Genomic DNA, 26,191 nt, shown 5'->3' on the forward strand with positions numbered 1-26,191 from the left:
TCTTAAAAATCTCTCAAAAAGCTCGCTTATTTGCGCTGCATATTAGCATAAATTAGCGCCTTAGCGGGTCGCATTGTTCGCAATCACTCAGGATTTTGGCTACAAATGGTGCCCGAAGTTTTATTGCGGCTTATCAATCAAACCAATCGCTCGTGGCGCAGGGTGAAGACGTTGGTAATTTAAAACAAGTGATTGCGATGTGCTTGGCGTTTACTTGGCTCAATCCCCATGTGTATTTAGATACAGTGATTTTGCTTGGGACGATTGCATCACAGGTTACCGATAAGCTGGCGTTTGCCTTGGGCGCAGTTTTATCTTCGTTTATTTTCTTTTTTAGTTTGGGTTATGGTGCGCGTGTGCTGCAGCCGCTATTTGCCAAACCACTGTCTTGGAAAATTCTTGATATCCTCATCGGGGTTGTGATGTGGGGGATTGCGGCAAGTTTATTGCTGGCTAATTAGCCCATCTTTTCGCATCCAAGTGGCAATGGAGAAGCGTTCACGATGGGTGATTGCGACTTGATGGACTAAGTTACTATTAAAAATCACCAATCTGTTACCTTGGGGCTGTAATTGTTGCTGTCTGTCATGCTGATCGATGACGACAATTTCACCGCCATCGTGCGCGCACCAACCCTCATTGAGATAAAAAACCGCTGATAACACACGTTCATCACGCCCTTGCGGATTGTCTGAATGCCACTGATAACCAAACCCTGCAGGGTAGCGGGCATAATGGGCTTCACTACGGCGAATGCCGGTGTATAAGGTTTGATTAAAAAATTGCGCGAGCTCATTAATCGCTTGTAGATACTGCATACCAATCGGACAGTGCTCATCAATCCAGCGGGTGCTATCGCCGCGAATGCTAGTGACCCGTTCACCCTGCGTCAAATGGGCGGCTTGGTAATCCATCAAGCCACTCTCTTTTTGTAACGCCTGAAAAAAATTGACGTCAAAACAGTCATCTAGCACGATAAACCCGTCATTAACCAGACCATCAAGCTGTGCGTCATTTATTTTTTCAAACCAGTTGGGCAGGATAAAATTCAACTCTTGCATGTGCGCTGTGTTTCCTCCAGCATTGTTTAAACATTTAACTGGGCAATTTTTAGCAAAAACTTGTAGCAAAAACTTCGCCAATTTTTGATAGCTATGCTACCATACCTGCTAATTTGTTTACGAAAAATTTATTATGAATTATCAACACAGCTACCACGCGGGCAACTTCGCTGATGTGGTAAAACACGTTTTATTACTCCAATTACTTGAGATGATGAGCGCCAAGCCAAAACCTTATTATATTTTGGATGCGTATGGTGGGCGCGGTTTGTATTCACTGGCCAGTGATGAAGCCAAAAAAACGGGCGAAGCCATCCATGGCATTACCAAACTACTGGCACAAGATAATAGCCAAGCGCCACAGGCGGTGCAAACCTATCTACAAGATATTGGCTACGCCAAAAAATTCTACGATAAGCATGTGTATCCAGGTTCGCCTTGGTTTATTGCCCATCACATCGAAAAACAACAAGACGCTCACCCAGAGATTAACAATCGCGCCGAAGCGTTTGAATGGAAAGCCAGCGAGTTTGATGCGCTCAACTACCAACTGCACCAATTGCCCATTGGCGTGCAACATCGCAATGCCTATGAAGGGATTTTGGCGGTGCTACCACCGCAAGAAAAACGTGGTTTGATTTTAATCGATCCCCCCTTTGAACAGGAACACCGTGATTTTAGCGCATTGGTAGATTTGTTGGTCAAAGCGCATAAAAAATGGTCAACCGGGGTGTTGGCGCTTTGGTACCCCATCAAAAATAACGATGCGGTTGAGCTGTTTTATAAAAAAATGAAACGTACCGAAATCCGCCGTCAGCTCATACTTGAGCTAAATATTTTCCCACCCGATTTGCCGATGGGCTTAAATGGGACGGGCATGTTGGTGATTAACCCACCTTGGCAATTTGATGCTAAAGCCGAAGAGATTTTGCAATATCTACAGCCAATTTTGCAGCATCCTGAAAGCCCACAAATGAGTGTGGAGCAGCGCACCAAAGTACAATGGTTGGTTGGCGAATAATGTCACACTTGGCGGGTTAAGCGGTCACAAAAGCCGCCAAATTTTGCAATTTTTTACCGAGCTCGATGCACCTAGCAACAGACGATTTGTTACAGACGACCTGCAAGAGACAACCTGCAAGGATAATCAATGAATAACGACAATAATAACCAACCAACCCTTATCAAGACGCCCATCGACGCATTACAACAGCCACAACAGCCGCAACAGCACACTAAGGATATCAATCCAATTCAGCTTGAGCATCAGCGTAACCGTGAATTGGCAGAAACCGATGACTATGATGGGCTCACCTTTGAAGTCATTGAAAATGCGCGTGTCGCTGACAAAACGATTGCGCAAAAAGGCGTTTATTTAATTCCCAATACATTTACGCTATTGTCGCTGCTTGCGGCATTTTATTCGATTACCCAAAGCGCGTTGGGGGAAGGGCATTATATGCGTGCCTGTGTGGCGATTTTTATCTCGGCATTGCTAGATGGGTTAGATGGTCGGGCGGCAAGGTTGTTCAATGCACAAAGTCCCTTTGGCGAGCAGCTAGATTCGCTAGCTGACTGCATCGCGTTTGGACTTGCGCCTGCGTTATTGATTTATCATTATGCGTTAGAGCCGTTGGGGCGTATTGGTATCGCTTGCGCCTTTGTGTATGCTGCCTGTGCGGCGCTGAGACTGGCGCGTTTTAATGTACAAATTGGTGTCGTTGATAAAAAATACTTTGTCGGGGTAGCAAGTCCGTTAGCCGCTATTTTAGTCACCACGTTTGTGATGGTGCATATGGATTGGCAAGTTGAATTGCCGGTGACCAGCCCTGCTTTTCAAATCTTGGCAACCATTTGGGTGGTGGTTGCCGGCTTTTTGATGGTGAGTAATTTAAAATACTATAGCTTTAAAGAGTTTGATAAAAAGCGTGTCCCCTTTGTGGCACTCATCTTGATTGTGTTTGCGCTCGGTATCGTGCTGTATAATATTCCTGCAGGATTGCTCGCGATTAGCGTGATTTACGCCTTATCGGGTCCAGTAACTGCGGTTTGGAGCAAGCTTAAACGCAAATCTGTTTAGAGAAAAAATGCAGGCAGAATTTGCTAGTGAAGTGCAAAATATTGCAGCGATTGCGACCGCTAACGGGGGCAATCCATCACAAGCCGTTGCTATGCAATATCATGGTTTAGTCACGCCGTATTGTATGGGTGTGGCACCGACATTGTTTAGCCAGTTCTAAATTTGCGATAGCCTGAAACTATAGCCAATTAACCAACACGCACTTAACTGATACCCATTTAATAAAGCCTGTTTATCAACAGGCTTTGTCATTAGACAGTTTGATATCGAGCCTCAGATTTAATCCGATTATTTTATAGCTTGTAAAAATAGCTGGTTAAGCTTGTGCAGCGTACCACGGGGTAAAATAACACCCATCAAAGCATGATATTTTGATATTAGCGTCGGCATTTGGCGGTGAGTTAACTGCTAAATCATGCGTTTTATGCTATAATTATTCCTTTTTACTATCCTAAAATATAACGTCATCTGTGTTACTTTTTTAAAGGTTTTGATTGGGGTTTTTTGCAACTTTTGGTCAAAATTGCGCATGGCTTTTAAACGCAGTGCTTTTAAGTTAGCCATCGCGTTGAAAAGTAAAATAAATAAGATGGCTCATATTTAAGTAGCTTGATAAAAGGAGCGTGCATGTCCACCGATTCCGTTAGCCCCATTGGCATCGTCGATGAATTAAAACAATCTTATCTCGACTATGCCATGAGCGTAATTGTCTCCCGTGCTTTACCTGATGTGCGTGATGGGCTCAAACCTGTCCATCGCCGTGTGTTATACGCGATGCATGAATTATCAAACGACTTTAACAAACCTTACAAAAAATCGGCGCGTGTGGTCGGTGATGTTATCGGTAAATACCACCCACATGGCGATACCGCAGTGTATGACGCGATTGTGCGTTTGGCGCAGCCGTTCTCAATGCGCTATATGCTCATCGATGGTCAAGGTAATTTTGGTTCAGTGGATGACGACCCCGCCGCAGCGATGCGTTATACCGAAGTGCGCATGCAAAAGCTTACCCACCAAATGCTGGGTGATTTGGATAAAGACACTGTGGATTGGGAACCAAACTATGATGGCTCGGAGCAAATGCCAAGCGTCATGCCAGCCCGTATTCCAAATCTACTCGTTAATGGTGCCACAGGCATTGCGGTGGGTATGGCGACCAATATGGCGCCACATAATCTGACGGAAGTGATTAATGCGTGTTTGGCGTATGCCGATGACCCGCACATCTCTGGTGAAATGCTTATGCAGCATATCACCGGTCCTGATTTCCCAACAGGCGGTATTATTTATGGCCGCTCAGGCATTGTCGATGCTTATCGCACCGGTAAAGGTCGCTTGCATTTGCGCGGCAAATATCACATCGAACCGATGAGTGAAACGGGCGCCAATAAAGAACGTGAGCGAATTGTATTTACCGAGATTCCCTACCAAACCAATAAAGCAAAACTGATTGAAAAAATCGCCGAATTGGTACGCGATAAAAAACTTGAAGGCATTAGCGAGATTCGCGATGAGTCAGATAAAGATGGGATGCGTATTGCCATTGACTTAAGACGTGGTGAAAACGCGGAAGTCATCGTTAACAATCTATTTATCCAAACGCCTTTAGAATCAAGTTTTAGTATTAACATGGTTGCCTTAGATGAAGGACAACCCAAAATCATGACGTTGCGTGATTTAATTGCCGCCTTTGTGCGTCACCGCCAAGAAGTTGTGACTCGCCGTACTATTTTTGAACTCAAAAAAGCGCAGGCGCGTGGTCACTTGCTCGAAGGGCTAACGATTGCTCTTGCCAATATTGATCGCATTATTGACACTATCAAGGCATCGGCAAACCGCCAAGAAGCCCGCGATAACTTACTGACCCATACTTGGCAGTCAGGTGGCGTGATTGCTATGTTAGAGGCAGCAGGCAGTCATTCGATTCGCCCTGATGTGATTGAAGGCGAAGACCTAAACGCCCCATATGGACTGATTGATGACAACCAACATTATCGTCTATCGCCTGACCAAGTCAATGCTATTTTAGATATGCAGCTGCACCGATTAACGGGGTTAGAGCAAGACAAGCTACAGCAAGAATTCAAAGAAATCTTGGCACTCATTGCCCAATTACAAAGTATTTTGGATAACTTTGAGCAATTAATGCAAATAATCAAAGAAGAATTAATCCAAATTCGTGATGATTTTGGCGATGCACGCAAAACCCAAATCGTCGATAGCCGCAGTGACTTTAGCCGTGCGGATTTGATTCCTGAACAAACCGTTGTGTTGACTGTTTCACGCACGGGCTATGCCAAAACCCAGCCTATTAGCGACTATATTGCCCAAAAACGCGGTGGCAAAGGCAAGTCAGCCACTGCCATGAAAGCAGACGATGTTATTGACCATATGGTGGTCACATCCACACACAACAACGTGATGATTTTTACCGATCGTGGCCGTGTATTTGGGTTACAAGTGTTTGAAGTGCCTATGGCCAGCCGCGGTTCGCGTGGCCGTCCGATGGTCAATCTGATTGCACTCGATGCCGATGAAAAAGTCACCGCCATCTTGCCCGTGACCGAAGACGACAAGCAAAATGACAATAGATATGTGTTCTTTGCAACCGCATCGGGTATGGTAAAACGTGTCCAATTGTCACAATTTAAAAACCTTCGCGCCAACGGACTTCGCGCCATCGAACTCAATGACGGCGATAACTTGATTGGCGTTGCCATTACCGATGGCGAGCAAGATATCATGTTATTTTCCAATGAAGGTAAAGCCATTCGCTTTAATGAAAGTAAAATCCGTGCGATGGGTCGTACCGCAAAAGGGGTACGCGGTATGCGGGTGACGCTACTGGCCAATCAAGGCATTGAAGACGACGACACCGAGCTTGAAGACGATAGTCACGATGACCAAGACAATGACAGTGTCGTTGCGGTTAGCCGTGTGGTGTCGTTGGTTGTTGCCCCACAGCAAGGCGAGATTTTATGTGCTTGTGAGCGCGGCTTTGGCAAACGTACCCCTGTCTCTGATTTCCCTGTCAAAGGTCGTGGCGGTAAAGGTATTATCGCCATCAAAACCACGGCGCGTAATGGCGAGCTGGTGCAGGCATTAGCGGTAACCGATGCTGATGATATTGTGCTAATTTCTGATGCCGGCACGCTGGTGCGTACCCCTGTTGGACAAATCGCGCAGACAGGTCGGAATGCACAAGGGGTTACCCTGATTCGTATTTCACCAGATGAATCATTGGTATCTATTGCTTTGGTTGAAGGCGGTAGTGAAGATGAGCTGGACGAAGATATTGTAGCATCAGAATTGGCTGACAATATCGCGCAAGACAGCGCTGATTTACCAGACAGCGCTGATTTACAAAACATCGAGTTGTCTGAAGCCCTACAGCAAGATGGTTTGCTAGAAGCCGATGCACAACAGCTAGATGACTAATTTGTAGCCTTGCTATTTGTAACCTTGCTTTATCAAACCAGCTTATCAATCAATAAGCTGGTTTTTTTCGATCAATTCTACAATTTCGCAACAGCCAGCAAGTTTAAAGCCTTATAAAATTTAAAATTATCTTGTTCCAAAAATCCTATTACATTAAAAGACGAGTATACCCATGTCAAAACTGCATCTACACCACCTTGAAAAATCACGTTCGTTTCGTATTCTTTGGCTATTGGAAGAATTAGAACTGCCTTATCAGTTAACCAAGTACGAACGCCATCATGGTTTGGCGCCCAAGTCTTTGCAAAAAATTCACCCGATGGGTAAGGCACCTATTCTGCAAGATAATGGAAAAACGCTGATTGAATCTGCCAATATCATTGAGTATTTGATTGATAACTATGACCAGTTAAGCGACCAGCAAGATGCACAGCCAATCTTACAACTGGTGCTGAATAAAAAATTTCGCCCAGATTATGGCAGTGAAGCGTATGAGCAGTATCGATATTGGCTGCATTTTACCGAAAGCTCGTTGATGCCCTTGCTTATTATCCGACTAATATTTGCTACCATGATAGAAAAATCACCGATAGGTATCAAGCAAGTGGCAAAATTACTCAAATCGGGGATAGACAAATCTTATCTCAATCATTCATTAACCGAGCAGCTCAAAATGTTGGATAAGCATTTGGGTAGCAATGAATGGCTTGCTGGTAACCAATTTAGCGGCGCTGATATACAGCTGGAATTTGGCATAAACGCCATGCTAGAAACCCATAGTTTAGAGGCAAAATACGCCAATATTCACAATTGGTTAAAAAAATGCCAAGCTCGCCCAGCTTATCATAAAGCGGTTGATAAGTGTTGATGGTTGACTGTCAAGCGACTTAACGCTTTTATTGCTTTATTGTATCGATAAATTTACTATGCGGTCAGAAAAAACAGTTGTCTTTTTCACCTTTATTTCATAGCTAAATACCTATTAAAAATTAGCGAAAATACATAAATATTTTTTTCATGTAAAATATTGCTATCGCTATTTATAACAATGTTTTGTGTCTAATAGTTGAATACTTTGAGTCGTTTACAACCTAGCTCCATTCTAGGTTATTTCCATGGATGGATGCCATTGCCAGAAGGAACGAAAAATGCAATATCAGTATTTTAAAGACCCTGATAGTCAAGAAACCCAAGAATGGCTTGACGCCTTTGATTCGGTAATCAAGTCAGCGGGAAAAAAACGTGCCACTTTTTTACTAAAAGCCATCTATGATAAGGCGGTACAAGAAGGGTTACGCGTTAACCGTCTTGATACCGCTTACATCAACACTATTCCTGTAGAAGATCAACCCCCGTATCCCGGTGATTTAACCCTCGAGCGTAAAATTCGCGCTATCATTCGTTACAATGCGGTGGCGATGGTGATGCGTGCCAACAAAAATGACGACGACTTAGGCGGTCACTTAGCGACCTTTGCCTCAAGCGCGACGTTATACGAAACAGGTTTTAACCATTTTTGGCGCGCAGCGAATGAAAGCTTTGGCGGTGATATGATTTATTATCAAGGTCACGGTTCACCAGGGGTGTATGCTCGCTCATTTTTAGAAGGTCGATTGACTGAAGAGCAGCTGACGAATTTTCGCCGTGAAGTAGGCGGCAAGGGGCTATCTAGCTACCCACACCCTTATTTGATGCCTGACTATTGGCAGTTCCCAACCGTGTCGATGGGTTTAGGCCCAATCATGTCAATTTATCACGCGCATGTGCACCAATATCTTGAAAATCGCGGCTTGATTCCAAAAGAAGGTCGCAAAATTTGGGCATTCTTGGGCGATGGTGAAACCGATGAGCCAGAGAGCCTAGGTGCTATCTCACTAGCAGGTCGCGAGAATCTAGAAAATCTGATTTGGGTAATTAACTGTAACTTACAGCGTCTAGATGGTCCGGTACGTGGTAACGGTAAAATTATCCAAGAGCTTGAATCTGTGTTTCGCGGCGCAGGTTGGCGGGTGATTAAAGTTATTTGGGGCGGTAAATGGGATACCCTGTTAGACAAAGACTATACAGGCGCGCTCAAACACCGTATGCTTGAGACCCTCGATGGTGAATACCAAGTGTATAAAGCGCGTGATGGTAAATTTGTCCGTGACCATTTCTTTGGTAAATACCCAGAACTTGCCGAAATGGTCAAAGATTGGACTGACCAAGAAATCCAAAATTTAGACCGTGGTGGTCACGACCCAGTGAAGGTGTATGCCGCATTTAGTGAAGCCATGAAAGCCAAAGGTCAGCCGACGGTGATTTTGGTTAAAACCGTCAAAGGTTATGGCTTATCTAACCAAAGCCAAGCGGTCAACAAAACCCACCAAATCAAAAAACTCGAAATTGATTCATTAAAATATTTCCGTGACCGTTTTGATTTGCCATTTAGCGATGCGCAGCTTGAAGAATTGCCGTTTTATCGTCCTGATGAAAATTCTGCTGAAATCCAATATCTCAAAGGTCGCCGTCAAGCACTGGGCGGACATTTGCCCAATCGCCGTAGTGGTCATATTCCACTCGATGTCCCAGGCTTGGAGATTTTTGACAAATTACTACAAGGTAGTGCAGGCAAAGAACAATCTACCACCATGGTATTTGTACGCTTGCTATCGGCACTGCTAAAAAATAAAGCGCTGCAAGAGCGTGTGGTGCCGATTGTTCCTGATGAAGCCCGTACTTTTGGCCTTGAAGGTATGTTCCGCCAATTGGGTATCTACTCGGCATCGGGTCAAAATTATACCCCTGAAGACCATGAAGCCTTGATGGGTTATAGAGAAGCCAAAGACGGTCATATGCTTGAAGAAGGCATTAATGAAGCAGGTGCGATGAGTGCTTGGATTGCGTTAGCGACCAGTTATTCAACCAATGCGTTACCGATGATTCCTTTTTATATCTATTATTCGATGTTTGGTTTCCAACGCGTCGGTGATTTAGTTTGGGCCGCAGGCGATATGCAGGCGCAAGGCTTCTTGCTTGGCGGTACCGCAGGTCGTACCACACTCAATGGCGAAGGCTTACAGCACCAAGATGGTCATCATTTGATTTTATTTAACACGGTGCCAAACTGTGTCACTTATGACCCATGTTATGGTTATGAGCTAGCGGTGGTCGTACAAGATGGTCTGCGCCGTATGTATGGTGAAGGCGAACGGGTTTTCTATTATATCACCTTAATGAATGAAAACTACGAGCAACCAGCTATGCCAACAGGGGTCGAAGAAGGCATCAAAAAAGGCATGTACTTGCTCAAAGACAATGGTTCAAAACAAGTGCAATTGCTAGGTTCAGGCGTGATTTTACGTGAGGTTGAAAAAGCCGCGCAAATTTTAGCTGAAGAATTCAATATCAATGCCAATGTGTGGAGTGTCACAAGCTTTAATGAACTCACTCGTGAAGGCATGGCATGTGATGAGTACAATCGTCTACACCCACTAGATGAACAGCGTACGCCTTGGGTTACTGAACAACTTGCGCAGCATGAAGGCATTGTAGTCGCCGCCACCGACTATATGCGCATTTTCTCTGAACAAATCCGCGCCTACCTACCAGACAGTCGACCGTATGCCACCTTAGGTACCGATGGTTTTGGTCGTTCGGATAGCCGCAGCCAATTACGTAGTTTCTTTAAAGTGGATGCTGCCCATATTGTGGTAGCAACGCTCAAACTATTGGCAGATGAAGGCGAAGTTGATGCGCGTTTGGTCAAAGATGCCATTAGTAGCCTAGGTATTGATGCCGATGCTTCACCTGCTTGGTATCCTCAAGTACAAATCGACCAATCCCCAGATGCACCAGCGATTTTAGGCGCGCATCCAAAACCTGTACCAACCTTGGTTGAAGAGGATGATGAAGCGATTTCAGCAGATGGCAAAGCAGAAGATAAAGCCGATGCGCCAATTCTTAACGAAAAACCTGAATAATATCAATTAATAATTGGAAAAAATCAGCCACGTATTAGCGGCTGATTGCCAACTTAGTAAAAATAAAACTTTAAGGATAAACCCATGGAAATCAAAGTTCCCGACTTAGGCGTTGATAGCGCTGAAGTCAGCGAAATTATGGTCAAAGTCGGCGATGTCATCAATGTGGACGATAACATTGTCTTATTAGAGTCTGACAAAGCTTCTGTGGAAGTGCCTGCAACATCAGCAGGGACTATCACAGCGATTAGTGTTCAAATCGGCGATAAGGTCAAAGAAGGTGATGTGATTCTCACCATCGACAGTGCAGGCAATAGCCAATCCAACACTACACCCGTAGAGCAATCTGCGCAACAGACAGACCAACAAGCAGCCCAATCTAACGAAGCTGGAGAAATTAAAGAAACTAAAGAGGCTAACGCGCCGTCTATGGCTGCACCAAATCAATCACAGCCCACATCTACAACAGCTGAAGCAACCTATACATTGCCAGATTTGGGGGTAGATAGCGCAGAAATTAGTGAGTGGTTGGTCAAAGAAGGCGATACTGTCACTGCTGAACAACCGCTGGTATTGGTCGAATCCGATAAAGCATCGGTCGAAGTACCGGCACCTGTCAGCGGAAAAATTGTCAAATTTTTAGTCAATGCAGGGGATACGGTCGCCAATGGTCAAGATTTTATCGTGATGACCTCCCAATCAGCTACGCAACAGTCATCATTAGCCAGTGACTCATCACAACAAGCCGCCAGTCAAGCCACTTCAGCCGCAAACCAAAATCAGCCACCTGCTCAAACGGTATCTGCCCCTCAATCATCCACACCCGCTGGTAAACAAACCTTTGGTTTGCCTGATCTTGGGGTAGAGTCGGCACAGATTAGTGAATGGATGGTCAAAGTAGGCGATGAGGTCACAGCTGAACAGCCATTGTTGTTGGTAGAATCTGATAAAGCCTCGGTGGAAGTCCCCTCGCCAGTTGCCGGTAAAGTGGCTGAATTACTGGTTAACCCTGGCGATACCGTCACCAATGGTCAAGACTTTGTCGTGATTGAAGCGCCGGGGTCAGTGCAATCCGCATCAAGTTCAGCATCACAGCCGCAAGCGACCACCCATACCGCTCAGGAAGAAGTCGCTAAAACGCAAAATACTGCACCGACTTCAACTAGTAGCGCTACCACAACAGCTAGCCAGTCAAATTCACAGTCAAAACTGTCTGAAGCGCAAATTAATGCCAAAAACGCCGCGGTTTATGCAGGTCCTGCGGTGCGCAAACTTACCCGACAATTGGGTGTTGATGTCAGTGAGGTGACTGGCACGGGCGCTAATGGGCGTATTGTCAAAGAAGATGTGTTTGCTTATGTCAAGAATATGATAAAAGCAGTTAGCACGCCTGCCGCAGCAAATAATATCTCTGCGCCATCAGCGGCTCGCTCAGGATTACCTAATTTACCCGATATGAGTAAAACGGAAATTTGGGGAGAAATTGAGCGCCAAGATTTGACCCGTCTACAAAAAGTCTCAATTCCGCAGCTTAATTACAATACCTATTTGCCACAAGTCACCCAGTTTGATTTGGCAGATATTACCGATGTAGAAAAATTGCGTGGCGACCTAAAAGATGAGATGAAAAAAGAAGGCGTGAGTCTCACCATTCTGGCTTTCATCATGAAAGTAACCGCTTACGCGCTGATGCAACATCCAAAATTTAACAGCCATTTAAGCGATGACAATACCCAAATTATCATCCGTAAATCTGTGAATTTAGGCTTTGCCGTCGCAACCGAGGAGGGTTTGACAGTTCCTGTCATTCAACGTGCAGAGCAAAAAGGCATCAAGCAACTAGCGATTGAAATCGGTGAGCTTGCCAAAAAAGCGCGTGATAAAAAACTATCTGCCAAAGAGTTAACCGGCGCGTCATTTACGATTTCAAGTCAAGGCAATCTTGGCGGTACTTACTTTACCCCGCTGGTCAATTGGCCGCAAGTTGCGATTTTAGGCGTGAGTGAATCTAGCATTCAGCCACGTTGGAATGAGACAAAAGGCGAGTTTGAGCCACGTTTAATGCTACCGTTGTCATTGTCGTATGACCACCGTGTGATCAATGGTGCGGACGCTGCGGTATTTACCCGCTATATTGCGAAATTACTAGCAGATCCACGCCGCGTGTTGTTATAACGTGTGTTGTTATAAATTGCAGCATCAAAAGAACCTAGCGTGTTATATCCATGCTAGGTTTTTTTTGACCCTAAAAAAAGCCCTTAGTCAAAACTAAGGGCTTTATGAATGCCAACAAGTTTATTTTTCGGTTTTTGCTAAGAAGAACCAAGTATCTAACACAGAATCAGGGTTCAGTGAAACAGAAGTAATGCCTTGTTCCATTAACCACATGGCTAGGTCTGGATGGTCAGAAGGACCTTGTCCACAGATACCGATATACTTGCCTTGTGCGTTACAGGCATCGATAGCCATTTTGAGTAGTTTTTTAACCGCTGGGTCACGTTCATCGAATGATTGAGATACGATACCCGAATCACGGTCAAGACCAAGGGTTAACTGGGTTAAATCGTTTGAGCCGATTGAGAAACCATCGAAGTATTGTAAAAACTCTTCTGCCAATAAGGCATTGGTCGGCAATTCACACATCATAATGACGCGTAAACCGTTTTCACCACGTTTAAGACCATTTTTCTCAAGCAGTTCTAGTACCTTACGCGCTTCTTCTGTCGTACGTACGAATGGAATCATGATTTCAACGTTGGTTAAGCCCATTTCATCACGAACGCGTTTTAATGCACGACATTCTAATTCAAAGCAGTCACGGAAGTTTTCTGATACGTAACGGCTTGCACCACGGAAACCGAGCATTGGGTTTTCTTCAGAGGGCTCGTATAGTTTACCGCCGATTAAGTTTGCATATTCATTCGATTTAAAGTCAGACATACGTACGATAACTTTCTTATCTTTAAATGCGACGGCTAGGGTTGAAATACCTTCAACCAATTTATCAACGTAGAAATCAATCGGTGAAGCATAACCTGCCATGCGCTCTTGAATCGCTTGTACGATTTCGCGTGGTAGGGTGTTCATGTTAAGTAGTGCTTTTGGATGCACACCAATCATACGGTTGATGATGAATTCTAACCGCGCCAGACCCACCCCTTCATTAGGGATTTGGGCAAATCCAAAGGCGCGGTCAGGGTTACCGACGTTCATCATAATTTTAAATGCCAAGTCTGGCATGGACTCAATTGAGTTGTTTTGGATTTCAAAGTCCAATTGACCTTCGTAGATATAACCGGTATCACCTTCTGCACAAGATACAGTGACTGCTTGACCATCGGTCAATAGGTCAGTGGCGTTACCACAACCCACGATGGCAGGGACGCCCAATTCACGCGCGATAATTGCCGCGTGACAGGTACGACCACCACGGTTAGTGATGATAGCAGCCGCACGTTTCATGACGGGTTCCCAGTCTGGGTCAGTCATATCAGAAACAAGGACGTCACCTGGTTGTACTTTATCCATTTCATGGATTGAGTTGACCACGCGTACAGTACCTGCGCCGATACGTTGACCAATTGAACGACCTTCACAGATGACATCGCCTTTTTCTTTAAGGATGTAACGCTCCATGACATTTTGACTTTCACGGCTTTTTACGGTCTCTGGACGCGCTTGCACAATGAATAATTTGTTACTGTCACCATCTTTTGCCCATTCGATATCCATCGCATGACCATAATGTTTTTCGATGATTAACGCTTGTTTGGCAAGTTCAACCAACTCTTCATTGCTCAGTGAAAATTGGTTGCGTTCAGCTTTGTCTACTGGGACTATTTTGACTGATTTACCGGCTGAGTGCTCGTCTGCATAAACCATTTTTTGTTGTTTGCTGCCGAGGTTGCGGCGAATAACCGCAGGTTTGCCGGCATTTAATAACGCTTTTGAAATGTAAAATTCGTCAGGGTTCACCGCACCTTGCACGACCATTTCACCTAAGCCATAGCTTGCGGTAATAAATACCACGTCATTAAAACCACTTTCGGTATCAATGGTGAACATCACACCTGAGGTGCCTGTCTCTGAACGTACCATGCGTTGTACCCCAGCTGATAAGGCAACACCTGCGTGCTCAAAACCTTTGTGAACGCGGTAAGCGATGGCACGGTCATTGTATAAAGAAGCAAAGACTTCTTTAATAGCAATCAAGATATTGTCAATACCGCGGATATTGAGGAAAGTTTCTTGTTGACCAGCAAATGAGGCGTCTGGTAAATCTTCGGCAGTCGCTGATGAACGCACCGCAACAGCGATGTCCTCGCCTTGGCTCATCTCGGCAAAGGCATCACGGATTTCTTGCTCCAAATCTTTAGGCAACTCTTGCTCAATAATCATGTCACGGATTTTTTTGCCCGTGGCAGTTAAAGCTGCCACATCATCCACATCCAGACCTTGAAGCGCGTCTTTGATTTTGTCTTGAAGACCGGTACCGATTAAGAATTTGTTAAAAGCTTCAGACGTTGTTGCAAAACCACCTGGTACGCTTACCCCTAAATCCGTTAGGTGACTAATCATTTCACCTAATGAAGCGTTTTTACCGCCTACTTTGTCAATGTCATTTTTGCCTAACTTGTCGAGTGAGATAACTTGTGCGTTCAAGGTGATAACTCCGTGAAATAAAGATTATTTTGAAAAGATTATAACGGTATTTCGTAGAAAATTCATCTTAAAAAATCATTTTCTAGCAAAAAATTTATCATTTTAGAAAAACTGTCAGCCATCAACAATTTAACTAAAATTTTGCTTGGATATCTTTGAGTTTAAGGGGATAAAAAATGTAGATAAGCCATCAATGACAATAACTGATGGCTAATTAAGCGTCGATTTGTTAGATTAAAGCCTACAAGTCACGTATAATAACAAACTCTCGACCTGTAAGACAAACGCCTGTAAGACAAACGATAGTGTCTGCACTGATAACGACATTAATAAGATGATATTCACTGCGAAAGACGCAGTGAATGAATGAGGTTAACCCTCATTGCCATCTTAAGCCAGTGTCAGTTTAAACCAATGTCAGTTTAAACCAATGTCAGTTTAAAATAGTATGCACATATCTTGTCATTTTTTTGGATAATTTTTCATGACCATTGAGCAAATCAAAGCCACGATTCAAAATAAAGACGCCTTAAATTTTGCAAATTCGCAGTCGTTGCGAAGTGTGTTTTTTATCTCCGATGGTACCGCGATTACCTCTGAAACCCTAGGTCGCTCTATTTTAAGCCAATTTCCCAACGTACCATTTGAGACCCGGGTTATTCCTTATGTTGATACCCTCGATCGCGCCGATGAAGCGGTCAATCAAATCAATCTTGCCCACCAACGTGATGGGGTAAAGCCGCTAGTCTTTGATACCATCGTTGACCCTGTGATTCGTGAGCGAATCAACGGTGCAGATGCCTTTAACTTGGATATTTATGAAGGCTTAATCAGTAAAATTGCTGATGAAATCAAAGTACAACCTGCACCGCATACCGGTCATGCCCATGGGGATGTCGATTCTGAAAACTATAAATCGCGTATCGATGCGGTGCATTTTGCTTTAGACAATGATGATGGCGCGCGTACCACCCATTATGATGCGGCAGATATTATTTTGATTGGGGTATCACGTTCGGGCAAAACGCCCACCTGTTTATACCTAGCGTTGCAATTCGGTATTCGTGCGGCGAATTATCCGTTGACTGAAGATGATTTGTATGAAAATTCGTTGCCCAAAGCGTTAAAGCCTTACCGTGACAAACTGTTTGGCTTGGTGATTGACGCCGATCGACTGGTAAAAATTCGTAACGAGCGCCGCGCAGGTAGCCGCTATGCAAGTTACCAGCAATGTCAGCAGGAATTACGCGCCATTCAAGGTATTTATATTTCTCAGGGGATTCCAAATATTGATGTATCAACAATGTCGATTGAAGAAATCGCGACGCGTATTTTACAGATGACGGGGTTAAAACGCCGAATTGGTTAATTTATCGTATTTTATATTTAATTTAAAAATTTTTTATTCATTATCTTTTTTATTCATTATCAAGGCTTAAAATATGGGAGCTAATATGCCAAAAAAACGGATTAATGACAAAGTTACTCAAATTCCCGCTACAAACAATGACAACGAAAATATCTGTGATTCCAATACGCAGTCAATTATTGAGCCTCAAGAAAATATTATCGAAATTTTGGCACAACCAACCAAAACTGAAATTTCGGATTCTGATAAAAAAGCCAATACCGTCAGTATCAGTGAAGACGATGATAAGGTCAAACATTTTGATGATGCATCGGTGCATTTTGATTTAATTAGCCCGCTAGATAACACCCGTATCAATTTAAAGCGTTACAAGCGTCAAGATGCCGTTAGCCATACCTATGATTATGATGCTATTGTGATTGGCGCAGGACCCGCGGGTGAAGCAGCAGCGATGAAAATCGCCAAATCTGGGCAAAAAGTTGCCGTGATTGATCCACGCAAACAAGTGGGGGGCAACTGTACACACGTAGGCACGATTCCAAGTAAAGCATTGCGTCAGTCGGTGTTTAATATTATCAGTAATCGCCGCGATCCTATCTTAAACCAAGGCATTGACTATCACCAAATCCCACTCAATAAAGTATTAACCAAAGCGCGCGAAGTGGTGCGTAATCAGGTAGAAACGCACACCCGTTTTTATGAGCGCAATCAAATTGACTTAATCAATGGCTGGGCAAGTTTTAAAGATACCCATACCATTCATGTTGATATGAGTGATGGTACCGAGCAAGACATTACCTTTGAACAAGCCATTATTACTGTGGGTAGCCGTCCTTATCGTCCTGATTTGTTAGATTTTAGCCATCCTCGTGTGTTTGATTCTGATAAAATCCTGCAAATGGATTATGTGGTACAGCGCATTATTATTTATGGCGCAGGCGTGATTGGCTGTGAGTATGCGTCTATTTTTACCGGTCTTGGCTATAAAGTAGATTTGATTAATACCCAAGAGCAGTTGCTTAGCTATTTGGATGATGAGATTTCTGACGCATTGTCGCATGACTTTAGACAATTTGGCGTGTTAATTCGCAACAAAGAAGAAATCGAACGGCTAGAAACTTATGATGACTGCGTGATTTTATATCTAAAAAGTGGTAAACGCATCAAATCAGATGCCATTTTATGGTCAAACGGTCGCTCAGGTAATACCGACAGTCTCAACCTTGCCGCCATCGGACTCACCGCAAACAGCCGGGGTCAACTCAAAGTCAATGAGCATTACCAAACCGATATCCCAAATATTTATGCAGCAGGGGATGTGATTGGCTGGCCATCGCTTGCATCGGCAGCTTATGACCAAGGACGCTGTGCCGCTGCTTATATGGTGGGCGATGAAAATGCACAACCTGTTCGCAGTGTGCCAACGGGTATTTATACCATTCCTGAAATTTCAAGTATTGGTAAAAACGAACAAGAATTAACGGCCGAAAAAGTGCCGTATGAAGTCGGGCAAGCCTTCTTCAAACACCTCGCCCGCGCACAAATCATCGGTGAGCGTAGTGGGGTGTTAAAAATACTGTTCCATCGTGAAACCTTAGAGATTTTGGGTATCCATTGTTACGGCAATCACGCCTCTGAGATTATTCATATCGGACAAGCCGTGATGGAAAGTAAAGGTGGCAATACGCTAGAATATTTTGTCAATACCACCTTTAACTACCCAACGATGGCAGAAGCCTATCGCGTTGCTGCGCTCAATGGTCTTAATCGGGTGTTTTAATGGCGCAGATTAATGTAAAGCTACAACCCCAGTACGTGAAATTACAACCGCAGTTGCAACAAGCGCTCTCTGAGTTAAAGTTGCAGCTATCGGATGAGCAGCAATTACAGCTACTGTACTATCTACAGCAGCTGTTATTTTGGAATAAAGCGTATAATTTGACCGCTATCAAAGATGACCAACAAGCATTAATCAAACATATCTTTGATAGTTTATCGATTGTGCCATTTTTGCCAGCCGGTGATTTGCTAGATATTGGGACGGGTGCGGGTTTGCCAGCGGTGATAGTTGCCATTTGTCAGCCACAACGTGCGGTGACAGCGCTCGACAGTAACCAAAAGAAAATTCGCTTTATCAAACAGGTCGGCAGTGAATTGGGGTTAAAAAATCTAACACCGGTTGCCAGTCGTATTGAAGCGCATGCAGGTAGTTATCAAGTGATTACCTCAAGGGCGTTTGCATCACTGGTGGATTTTGTCACCCATAGTCAAAGCAAATTGGCAGACAATGGTATCATTTGTGCCATGAAGGGGATTGAACCTATTGATGAGATTCAAGCGCTTCAAAATGAGTGGAAAATTAACACCCAAGTGTTAACCGTACCAGAATTGCATGAATCACGCCATTTGATTTATTTGCAAAGATAAACATCCCATTTTAGCCAGTTTTACCGGTATTAGGGTTTGAAAAACTGGCTGTTTTTGACTACAATTTTCAACCTTTTTATCAACACATTGCGAGACAGTTCATGGATATTTTAGCCATTGCTAATCAAAAAGGTGGGGTGGGCAAAACCACCACCGCGGTTAATTTGGCAAGTGCACTGGCACATCGCCGCAAAAAAGTTTTACTGATTGATTTGGATGCCCAAGGCAATGCGACTACGGCATCAGGGCTGGATAAACGCGAGTTAGAGTACAGCATCGCTGATGTGCTATTAGATGATTTGCCAATCCATGAGGGGATTGTCAAAACCCCGAATGGGTTTGATATTGTCGGTGCCAACAATGAATTGTCAGGCAGTGATTTGCATTTAAGTCAAAAGCCTGAAAATCATGCGATTTTGTCAAAAGCCATGCAGCAGCTCGCTGATATGCCTGCCAAAAACGGCCGTGCGACTAAGCCGTATGATTTTATCGTGATTGACTGCGCGCCGAGTTTAAGTTTACTTACCATCAATGCGATGTGTGCCACATCAGGGGTGATTATTCCGATGCAATGTGAATATTTTGCATTGGAAGGATTGGCGGATTTGTCGCAAACCATTGAGCGTTTGAAGTCGCTAAACCCAAAACTGCACATCCGCGGTGTGCTAAGAACCATGTTTGACCCGCGCAACACCTTGGCAAATGACGTCTCTATGGAATTGATTGAGCATTTTGGTCCGATTTTATTTAATACCATCATTCCCCGTAATATTCGTTTGGCAGAAGCCCCTGCGCACGGCATCCCTGCGCTTGATTACGAGATGAATTCAAAAGGCTCACAAGCGTATATTCGCCTTGCCAATGAAATTATCAAGCAAAGTCGCCAATTCCAACTTGCCTAACTTAAGCTGTTTAGGCACTTTTTTTGTTAACTTGTTGGCGAGTGCGCACTGGCAAAAGCAATGAAAATATTTTTCAAGCTATGGCGAATCTGCTAAAATAGCCAGTTCAAAAATGGCGGCATCGATTTAATTTTTTATCAGTCATTTTTAACTATTTAATGGCATTGGGAATTTCGACATGGTTAAAAAGCGTGGATTGGCATCAAATCGAGGACTTGATGCGTTACTCGGCTCAATCAAAACAGAAAAATTGATTACCGGTAATCTAATCGATGCGAGTGTTCGAGCCGCTGTCGATGACGCGAAAAGCGCTGAAAAACTAAATGCCAAGTCAACCGATGATGGACAAAACATCTCGGATGATGAATCAGCCGAAGCTAGCGCCACTATAGCTGTAGTCAAAAAATCGCCTACAGTTGCGGTAACCCCCCAACCATTCACCCCAAAACCCGCCAAAACAGTAACGTCAAATACTCATAACGCATCCATAAATAACGATAACGATAATAATAATATTGCTGGCTTAAATTTGATGCATATCAATGTCGCGTATTTGCAGCGTGGCAAGTATCAGCCGCGCATTGATTTGGACGAAGATGCCTTGCAAGAGCTGGCAACGTCTATCAAGCAGCATGGCGTGATGCAGCCTATTGTGATTCGACCTTTAGCCAAAGTATTGCCCAATTCCCCGATTACCCATGAAATTATTGCGGGTGAACGTCGCTGGCGTGCGGCGCAAATTGCGGGTCTAACCCATATACCCGCTATCATGCGCCCCATGTCAGACGACTTGGCAATCGCTTTGGCTTTGATTGAAAACATCCAACGGGAAGATTTGAGCGTCATGGAACAGGCTGCCGCATTGCAGCGTTTTCATGATGAGTTCGGCATGAGCCATTCGCAAATTGCGGATGTGGTGGGTAAGGCGAGAACAACGGTTTCTAATTTGCTGCGTTTGAACCAATTACATGACGATGTCAAACAGGCGTTAAATGAAGGGCAGATGGACATGGGGCATGCCAGGGCATTATTGGCGCTGTCACCCAAACAGCAGCCGGTTATTGCCAAAAAAATTATACAGGGACAATTGACCGTTCGTCAGACTGAAGCCTTAGTCAAAGACATTTTAAATCCAAAAGCACCGACACAAAGCCAAGAAATTGATTATGATAGGCTGCGACTGAACCAACATCTCTCTGAACAACTCGGTGCCGTGGTAAAAATCAAAGGCTCCTCAAAAGGCAAGGGCAGTATTGAGATATTTTTTCACAACGAAGAGGAATTACAAGCTTTGATTGTGCAGTTCCAGTCGCAACTTGAGCATTAATCTTGCGCATTAGATTAGTTTTCTCAATTTATTAGTCATTGACAGGCAAAGGCAGTATAACGGATGTGGGAATTAGTTAAAGCAGGCGGTTGGTTGATGTGGCCCATTGTCCTATGTTCGATTTTGATGTTGATTATCATCATTGAGCGCGCGATAAAACTTAAAGCCAGTACAGTGATACCCGCCCATCTGCGTGAACAATTGATGCAGCGGCTGATTGAGCAGGGCGATATTGATCGTGAATCGCTTGAGAATGTCAAACTCAATTCGCCTTTGGGTGATATCCTCGCTTCTGGACTCATGAATCGCCAGCATGGGATTGATTCAATGACCATGCATATGGAAAACCGCGCCAGTATCGCCATTCACCAATTAGAAAAACATATCAACATGTTGGGCACCATCGGTGCTATCGCGCCATTGCTGGGGCTTTTAGGTACTGTACTGGGGATTATTTCATCATTCTTAGCCATTACTGAAGGCGCAATGCAAGATCCGACCATGCTGGCAGCTGGCGTATCGCAAGCGCTGATTACCACAGCAGGGGGCATGCTGGTTGCGATACCTGCAGTGATGGCGTACCGTATTTTTCAGCGCCGTATCATTGATATCAATGCCGCGTTTGAACAAGAAGCGGGTTTGATGATGCAAGAATTACTGGACAATGGTCTAATCACGCCTCGTTAAGGGTGTATAGCTGTGTAAAAGAGTCAACTCATGCGATTTCGTAAACCCACGGTCGAACCCTTAGAAATCAATCTGACTCCAATGATTGATTGCTTGCTGTTTTTGATTGTTTTTCTACTGCTGTCGACCACCTTTAACCATTTTAGTAAACTCAATATCATTTTGCCGCAAGCAGAGGGCGTACCGATTACCGAGAAAAGCAAACGCATTGAAATCGCGGTGCAAAAAGATGGTAGCTATTTGGTCAATGGCATTGCTTTATCTGGTAATGGCGAAGCTGAATTGAAGGCGATGATCCGCCAAGAAGCAGGTGAAGACCGAAAGCAGCTATTTGTTATCTCCGCCGATGCCGATGCCAGTCACCAATCTGTGGTTAAAGTGATGGACATAGCGGGTAAAATGGGCTTTATGAATTTAAATATCAGTACCGTGATACCCGCCACTTCGCTCGATAGTAATATTGCCCCAGCGCCAAATGCCAAATAATTTTTATTGTTCAATTTACTGATACAATAGCTGTTAAGTCCTTCTTTTATATATTGAGATGCCATGACCGTTTCAAAACCTTCCACTGATCACCCACGTTGGCAGACCTATCGAAGATTGCTAGGTTATCTCAAGCCGTATTGGTGGGCGATGACGCTAGTCGTCATTGGCTTTACCTTAAATGCAGGCACCGAAGTGGGCATTGCCAAGCTGGTCAAATTCATTATTGATGCGATTAATGAACGTGATCAAGCGCATATCAATCTTTTTCCAGCTTTAATCGTGTTGTTGTTTGTACTGCGAGGACTTGGCTCATTTTTAGGTAATTACTTTAGCGCAGTGATTTCACGCAATGTCGTCCATCAGCTGCGTATGCAAGTGTTTTCAAAATTGCTCAGATTACCCAGCCAATTTTATTTGAACCACAATGCCGGTCAGATTTCGGCAAAATTAATCTTTGATGTCGAGCAGGTGACTGCGGCGGGTACCGATACGCTCAAAACCTTATTACGCGATGGTTTGACCGTGATTGGGTTGTTGGCGTTTTTGCTTTACAGTAATTGGAAACTAAGCCTGTCGTTGTTTGTGGTATTGCCGCCAATTTTATTGTTGGTTGGTAAAGCCAGTAAACGCTTTCGCAAGCTGTCGCGCGGTATTCAAAAGTCCATGGGTGAAGTCAGTCATATTACCAATGAAGTCATCACCGGCTACCAAGTGGTCAAAAATTATGGCGGTCAACAAAACGAGCTGACGCGGTTTAATAACGCCTCTTTAACCAATCTTAAACAAGGGCTAAAGGTGGTTGTGACCAATAGCATCAATACGCCATTAATTCAATTATTGATGGCGTGCGCGATGGCGGTGGTGGTATGGATTGCGTTAAGACCCAATGTATTAGGCGATACCACAGGAGGCGAGTTTATCGCCTATATCAGCGCGGCAGGGCTACTGAGCAAACCCGTGCGCTCGTTGACCGATATCAATCAAGGCTTGCAAAAAGGTTTAGCGGCAGCGGATTCTATATTTGAGATGCTCGATGAAGCTGAAGAAAAAGACACAGGTAAGGTTGAAAAAACGCTGACCGGTAAAATAGTACTTAACAACCTAAGCGTCACTTTTGAAGATGGCGAACAAGCGCTCAACAACGTAAATTTGGTGGTCAATCCCGGCGAAACCGTGGCGTTAATTGGTCGAAGTGGCGCAGGTAAAACTACCCTAGTCAACTGTCTGATGCGTGCGCTAGAGCCCACAAAGGGCAATATTTATCTTGACGATGTCGCTATCGAAGATTTGACATTACATTCACTGCGTAGTCAGATTGCCAGCGTCAACCAACAAGTGGTACTGTTTGATACCTCTATCCACAACAATATTGCCTATGGCGAATTATCTAACCGAACCTCGGAGCAAGTGATTGATGCCGCAAAATCAGCCTTTGCGCACGACTTTATCATGCAGTTGCCGCAGGGTTACCAATCAAAGATTGGCTCACAGGGTCTGCAGTTATCTGGCGGGCAACGCCAACGCTTATCCATTGCACGTGCCCTGCTGAAGGATGCGCCTATCTTGATTTTGGATGAAGCCACGAGCGCGTTAGATAACGAATCAGAATTTTATATCCAAAAAGCGCTGGAGCGCGTCATGCATGGCAGAACCACCATCGTTATCGCGCACCGATTAACGACCATCCAAAATGCCGATAAAATCGTGGTCATGGATAAAGGTGAAATCATCGAAGTCGGTACCCACGGCAGTTTGCTAGCGGCGCAAGGTACGTATGCCAAGCTGTATGAGCGTCATTTTGAAGAGGATATATTGTCAAGCTAATGCAACAGACACTACTACAGGCGTGGCGCAACAAATCCCTCTGGCTATGGTTGTTATTGCCCGTGTCTTGGTTGTATGGATTGGTTTTTTGGCTCAATAAAACTATTTATCGATTAGGGCTAAAACCCGTTTATTATCCCAACGTGCCCGTCATTGTAGTGGGCAATATCACGGTTGGCGGTAGCGGTAAGACGCCGCTAATCATTGAAGTGGTAACCTACCTGCAGCAGAAAGGGCTGACGGTCGGCGTCATCAGTCGTGGCTATGGCGGACAAGCCAAGCTCATGCCTTGTATCGTGACAGCAAATTCAAAGCCCAGTGACGTTGGCGATGAGCCATGTCTGATTGTGCAGCGTACAGGCGTGCCAATGGCAGTCTGCCCAAACCGCGGTCAAGCAATTGAGTTATTGCTTAAGCAATTCCCAAGCATTCAACTTATTTTGGCGGATGATGGACTGCAACATTTTGCCTTGGATAGGGATGAAAACTGGATTGTCGTCGATGCCGATCGCGGCTTTGGTAACCGCCAGCTATTGCCTACAGGCTTTCTGCGTGAACCGATTAAACGGCTGTATCAGCCCAATACCACCGTCATATTTCACCAAAGTGATTGGCAGGATGCTCAGGCTTTAACCCATTTTTCAAATAGCCTAAGCAAAAATTGTCATAGTATATCACCCGATATTCGTATGCGTTTGCTACAAAAACCGCTAGTACCTTTATTTAAAACGCCTTTATTTAAAACCTATTCGCAAAATAGCTTACCTGCCCAACAAGTGATTGCCATGACGGGGATTGGATTGCCACAGCGTTTTTTTAATAGCCTAAGCCAATTAGGGTTTGACATCATACCGATCCCATTGAATGACCATCACACTTATAGTTTGCAAGATTTTGCCAACTTGCCAAAGTTACCGATTATCGTCACCGATAAGGATGCAGTCAAATTGCGTGTTTTGTTCGGCCAAGGTCATGAGAAAAATGACATTGCAACAACCATATGGGTGTTACCGGTAGAAGCTGAATTATCAGCCGCCTTTTATGCGTTAATCGACCAACAAATCGGTAAATTGGTTACCCTTGCTGACAATACTGACAATTAAAAAACTTGTAGGAAATACACTATGTTAAAACATTTGGTCATACCAGCCCGTCTAAAAAGTACCCGACTACCCAACAAACCGCTGTTAGAAATTCATGGCAAACCGATGATTCTATGGGTGATTGATCGTGCCAATGCGGTGAAATCGGCGGGAATTGCCGATGATATTTTTGTGGCAACAGATGATGATAGCATCGCTAAACTGTGTCAAGACTATGGGGCAAATGTCATCATGACTGACCCCAATCATGCGTCTGGCACTGATAGACTTGCTGAAGTAGCCAGGCTTCAGCAGTGGTCAACTGAAGATATCGTGATTAATATGCAAGGCGATGAACCACTCGTGCCTGCAGGGCTCATCAAACAAGTGACTGAGCTACTGCTACAAAAAAAAGATTGCGTGATGGCGACTTTGGCTGAACCCATCCAAAGCGTCGAAGAGTTTTTACGGCCATCGGTGGTCAAAGTCGTCAAAAATGCCCATAAGGAAGCCTTATATTTTAGCCGAGCGCCGATTCCTTGCGATCGTCATACAGCATTGTTGACTGACCAGCCAATCAGTCATGAAAATAGCGCGCCAAAAAACGCTTACCGACACCTAGGCATTTATGCCTATCGGGTAAGTTTGTTACAACAATTTAGTGTTTGGCAGCAAGGCGAGCTTGAGCAGCTTGAATCATTGGAACAATTGCGTATTTTGGAGCAAGGCATGCGTATCGCCATTGATATCGCTTCAGAATTGTTGCCGCCCGGTGTAGACACGCAAGAGGATTTGGATCGGCTCAATGAGTTGACGTTATCAGAATTATTGAAATAATAAAAAAGCCCAAGTTAATCTTGGGCTTTTTTGTGGTTTGC

19 protein-coding genes and 1 pseudogene are annotated in these 26,191 nt (G+C 44.3%); 18 read left to right on the forward strand and 2 right to left on the reverse strand.

All coding sequences use genetic code 11. The annotated features are described in order from the left end of the window. Positions 1-107 precede the first annotated feature (107 nt). A pseudogene (locus AXE82_RS01350) lies at positions 108-461 on the forward strand (LysE/ArgO family amino acid transporter); the annotation flags it as partial. Here AXE82_RS01350 and AXE82_RS01355 read toward each other — a convergent pair. Further along, the gene (locus tag AXE82_RS01355) at positions 444-1,061 is read right to left on the reverse strand and encodes a 2OG-Fe(II) oxygenase (protein WP_062330495.1); all 618 of its coding nucleotides are present in this window, start codon (positions 1,059-1,061) and stop codon (positions 444-446) included. The pseudogene AXE82_RS01350 and the gene AXE82_RS01355 overlap by 18 nt on opposite strands. 133 nt (positions 1,062-1,194) lie before the next feature. Between AXE82_RS01355 and AXE82_RS01360 the strand changes: the two genes are divergently transcribed. The 7 genes from AXE82_RS01360 to AXE82_RS01385 all read left to right on the forward strand — a co-directional run bounded on the left by AXE82_RS01360 (position 1,195) and on the right by AXE82_RS01385 (position 12,719). Then, complete coding sequence (locus tag AXE82_RS01360; protein WP_062330497.1) at positions 1,195-2,082, forward strand: 23S rRNA (adenine(2030)-N(6))-methyltransferase RlmJ; 888 nt, start codon at positions 1,195-1,197, stop codon at positions 2,080-2,082. Between the two features lie 129 nt (positions 2,083-2,211). Beyond that, positions 2,212-3,141 (forward strand): CDP-diacylglycerol--serine O-phosphatidyltransferase, encoded by a 930-nt coding sequence (pssA, locus tag AXE82_RS01365; RefSeq protein ID WP_197931420.1) that lies wholly within the window; start codon positions 2,212-2,214, stop codon positions 3,139-3,141. Positions 3,142-3,148: 7 nt separating this feature from the next. Then, positions 3,149-3,301 (forward strand): hypothetical protein, encoded by a 153-nt coding sequence (locus AXE82_RS12170; RefSeq protein WP_156627486.1) that lies wholly within the window; start codon positions 3,149-3,151, stop codon positions 3,299-3,301. Positions 3,302-3,768: 467 nt separating this feature from the next. After that, positions 3,769-6,582: a DNA gyrase subunit A gene (gyrA, locus tag AXE82_RS01370; protein ID WP_062330498.1), complete on the forward strand. Its 2,814-nt coding sequence runs from the start codon at positions 3,769-3,771 to the stop codon at positions 6,580-6,582. A 172-nt stretch (positions 6,583-6,754) separates the two neighbouring features. Continuing rightward, the gene (locus AXE82_RS01375; protein WP_062330503.1) at positions 6,755-7,450 is read left to right on the forward strand and encodes a glutathione S-transferase; all 696 of its coding nucleotides are present in this window, start codon (positions 6,755-6,757) and stop codon (positions 7,448-7,450) included. A gap of 280 nt (positions 7,451-7,730) precedes the next feature. Beyond that, on the forward strand, positions 7,731-10,544 hold the full coding sequence (aceE, locus tag AXE82_RS01380; protein ID WP_062330505.1) for a pyruvate dehydrogenase (acetyl-transferring), homodimeric type: 2,814 nt from the start codon (positions 7,731-7,733) through the stop codon (positions 10,542-10,544). A gap of 84 nt (positions 10,545-10,628) precedes the next feature. Further along, the gene (locus tag AXE82_RS01385) at positions 10,629-12,719 is read left to right on the forward strand and encodes a 2-oxo acid dehydrogenase subunit E2 (RefSeq protein WP_082741382.1); all 2,091 of its coding nucleotides are present in this window, start codon (positions 10,629-10,631) and stop codon (positions 12,717-12,719) included. 120 nt (positions 12,720-12,839) lie between these two features. On the opposite strand, the gene ppsA is transcribed toward AXE82_RS01385, so the two are convergent. Beyond that, the gene (gene ppsA / locus AXE82_RS01390; protein WP_062330507.1) at positions 12,840-15,206 is read right to left on the reverse strand and encodes a phosphoenolpyruvate synthase; all 2,367 of its coding nucleotides are present in this window, start codon (positions 15,204-15,206) and stop codon (positions 12,840-12,842) included. A gap of 484 nt (positions 15,207-15,690) precedes the next feature. On the opposite strand from ppsA, the gene ppsR reads away from it, so the two are divergent. From ppsR to kdsB, 10 genes are all read left to right on the forward strand, one after another. Then, positions 15,691-16,575 carry a posphoenolpyruvate synthetase regulatory kinase/phosphorylase PpsR gene (gene ppsR / locus AXE82_RS01395; RefSeq protein ID WP_062330510.1) on the forward strand — a complete coding sequence of 295 codons (885 nt, stop codon included), beginning with the start codon at positions 15,691-15,693 and terminating at the stop codon, positions 16,573-16,575. 85 nt (positions 16,576-16,660) lie between these two features. Beyond that, the gene (gene sthA, locus AXE82_RS01400; RefSeq protein ID WP_227713348.1) at positions 16,661-18,355 is read left to right on the forward strand and encodes a Si-specific NAD(P)(+) transhydrogenase; all 1,695 of its coding nucleotides are present in this window, start codon (positions 16,661-16,663) and stop codon (positions 18,353-18,355) included. Then, positions 18,355-19,002: a 16S rRNA (guanine(527)-N(7))-methyltransferase RsmG gene (rsmG, locus tag AXE82_RS01405; RefSeq protein WP_062330513.1), complete on the forward strand. Its 648-nt coding sequence runs from the start codon at positions 18,355-18,357 to the stop codon at positions 19,000-19,002. The genes sthA and rsmG overlap by 1 nt, the downstream gene beginning before the upstream one ends. Before the next feature lie 101 nt (positions 19,003-19,103). Continuing rightward, complete coding sequence (locus AXE82_RS01410; protein WP_062330515.1) at positions 19,104-19,904, forward strand: ParA family protein; 801 nt, start codon at positions 19,104-19,106, stop codon at positions 19,902-19,904. 178 nt (positions 19,905-20,082) lie between these two features. Then, positions 20,083-21,231, forward strand: coding sequence for a ParB/RepB/Spo0J family partition protein (locus tag AXE82_RS01415; protein WP_062330517.1), 1,149 nt, complete (start codon positions 20,083-20,085; stop codon positions 21,229-21,231). Positions 21,232-21,294: 63 nt separating this feature from the next. Then, complete coding sequence (locus AXE82_RS01420) at positions 21,295-21,918, forward strand: MotA/TolQ/ExbB proton channel family protein (RefSeq protein WP_062330519.1); 624 nt, start codon at positions 21,295-21,297, stop codon at positions 21,916-21,918. A 30-nt stretch (positions 21,919-21,948) separates the two neighbouring features. Next, on the forward strand, positions 21,949-22,404 hold the full coding sequence (locus tag AXE82_RS01425) for an ExbD/TolR family protein (protein ID WP_062330521.1): 456 nt from the start codon (positions 21,949-21,951) through the stop codon (positions 22,402-22,404). Positions 22,405-22,467: 63 nt separating this feature from the next. Continuing rightward, on the forward strand, positions 22,468-24,231 hold the full coding sequence (gene msbA, locus AXE82_RS01430; RefSeq protein ID WP_062330522.1) for a lipid A export permease/ATP-binding protein MsbA: 1,764 nt from the start codon (positions 22,468-22,470) through the stop codon (positions 24,229-24,231). Then, entirely contained in the window at positions 24,231-25,334 is a 1,104-nt protein-coding gene (gene lpxK, locus AXE82_RS01435) for a tetraacyldisaccharide 4'-kinase (protein ID WP_062330525.1), read from the forward strand. The genes msbA and lpxK overlap by 1 nt, the downstream gene beginning before the upstream one ends. A 21-nt stretch (positions 25,335-25,355) precedes the next feature. Then, complete coding sequence (gene kdsB, locus AXE82_RS01440; RefSeq protein ID WP_062330527.1) at positions 25,356-26,150, forward strand: 3-deoxy-manno-octulosonate cytidylyltransferase; 795 nt, start codon at positions 25,356-25,358, stop codon at positions 26,148-26,150. Positions 26,151-26,191: the final 41 nt, after the last annotated feature.

This window comes from Moraxella osloensis (genome assembly GCF_001553955.1).
In the GTDB taxonomy this organism is placed as follows: Bacteria; Pseudomonadota; Gammaproteobacteria; order Pseudomonadales; family Moraxellaceae; genus Faucicola; species Faucicola osloensis.

Excerpts from the sequence above, each read along its gene's own strand:
- AXE82_RS01420 (WP_062330519.1), top strand. The coding sequence starts at position 21,295 with ATGTGGGAATTAGTTAAAGCAGGCGGTTGGTTGATGTGGCCCATTGTC.
- msbA (WP_062330522.1), top strand. The coding sequence starts at position 22,468 with ATGACCGTTTCAAAACCTTCCACTGATCACCCACGTTGGCAGACCTAT.
- aceE (WP_062330505.1), top strand. The coding sequence starts at position 7,731 with ATGCAATATCAGTATTTTAAAGACCCTGATAGTCAAGAAACCCAAGAA.
- AXE82_RS01375 (WP_062330503.1), top strand. The coding sequence starts at position 6,755 with ATGTCAAAACTGCATCTACACCACCTTGAAAAATCACGTTCGTTTCGT.
- AXE82_RS01360 (WP_062330497.1), top strand. The coding sequence starts at position 1,195 with ATGAATTATCAACACAGCTACCACGCGGGCAACTTCGCTGATGTGGTA.
- sthA (WP_227713348.1), top strand. The coding sequence starts at position 16,661 with ATGCCAAAAAAACGGATTAATGACAAAGTTACTCAAATTCCCGCTACA.
- AXE82_RS01355 (WP_062330495.1), bottom strand. The coding sequence starts at position 1,061 with ATGCAAGAGTTGAATTTTATCCTGCCCAACTGGTTTGAAAAAATAAAT.
- gyrA (WP_062330498.1), top strand. The coding sequence starts at position 3,769 with ATGTCCACCGATTCCGTTAGCCCCATTGGCATCGTCGATGAATTAAAA.
- kdsB (WP_062330527.1), top strand. The coding sequence starts at position 25,356 with ATGTTAAAACATTTGGTCATACCAGCCCGTCTAAAAAGTACCCGACTA.
- AXE82_RS01425 (WP_062330521.1), top strand. The coding sequence starts at position 21,949 with ATGCGATTTCGTAAACCCACGGTCGAACCCTTAGAAATCAATCTGACT.
- AXE82_RS12170 (WP_156627486.1), top strand. The coding sequence starts at position 3,149 with ATGCAGGCAGAATTTGCTAGTGAAGTGCAAAATATTGCAGCGATTGCG.
- ppsR (WP_062330510.1), top strand. The coding sequence starts at position 15,691 with ATGACCATTGAGCAAATCAAAGCCACGATTCAAAATAAAGACGCCTTA.
- AXE82_RS01385 (WP_082741382.1), top strand. The coding sequence starts at position 10,629 with ATGGAAATCAAAGTTCCCGACTTAGGCGTTGATAGCGCTGAAGTCAGC.
- rsmG (WP_062330513.1), top strand. The coding sequence starts at position 18,355 with ATGGCGCAGATTAATGTAAAGCTACAACCCCAGTACGTGAAATTACAA.
- AXE82_RS01410 (WP_062330515.1), top strand. The coding sequence starts at position 19,104 with ATGGATATTTTAGCCATTGCTAATCAAAAAGGTGGGGTGGGCAAAACC.
- pssA (WP_197931420.1), top strand. The coding sequence starts at position 2,212 with ATGAATAACGACAATAATAACCAACCAACCCTTATCAAGACGCCCATC.
- lpxK (WP_062330525.1), top strand. The coding sequence starts at position 24,231 with ATGCAACAGACACTACTACAGGCGTGGCGCAACAAATCCCTCTGGCTA.
- AXE82_RS01415 (WP_062330517.1), top strand. The coding sequence starts at position 20,083 with ATGGTTAAAAAGCGTGGATTGGCATCAAATCGAGGACTTGATGCGTTA.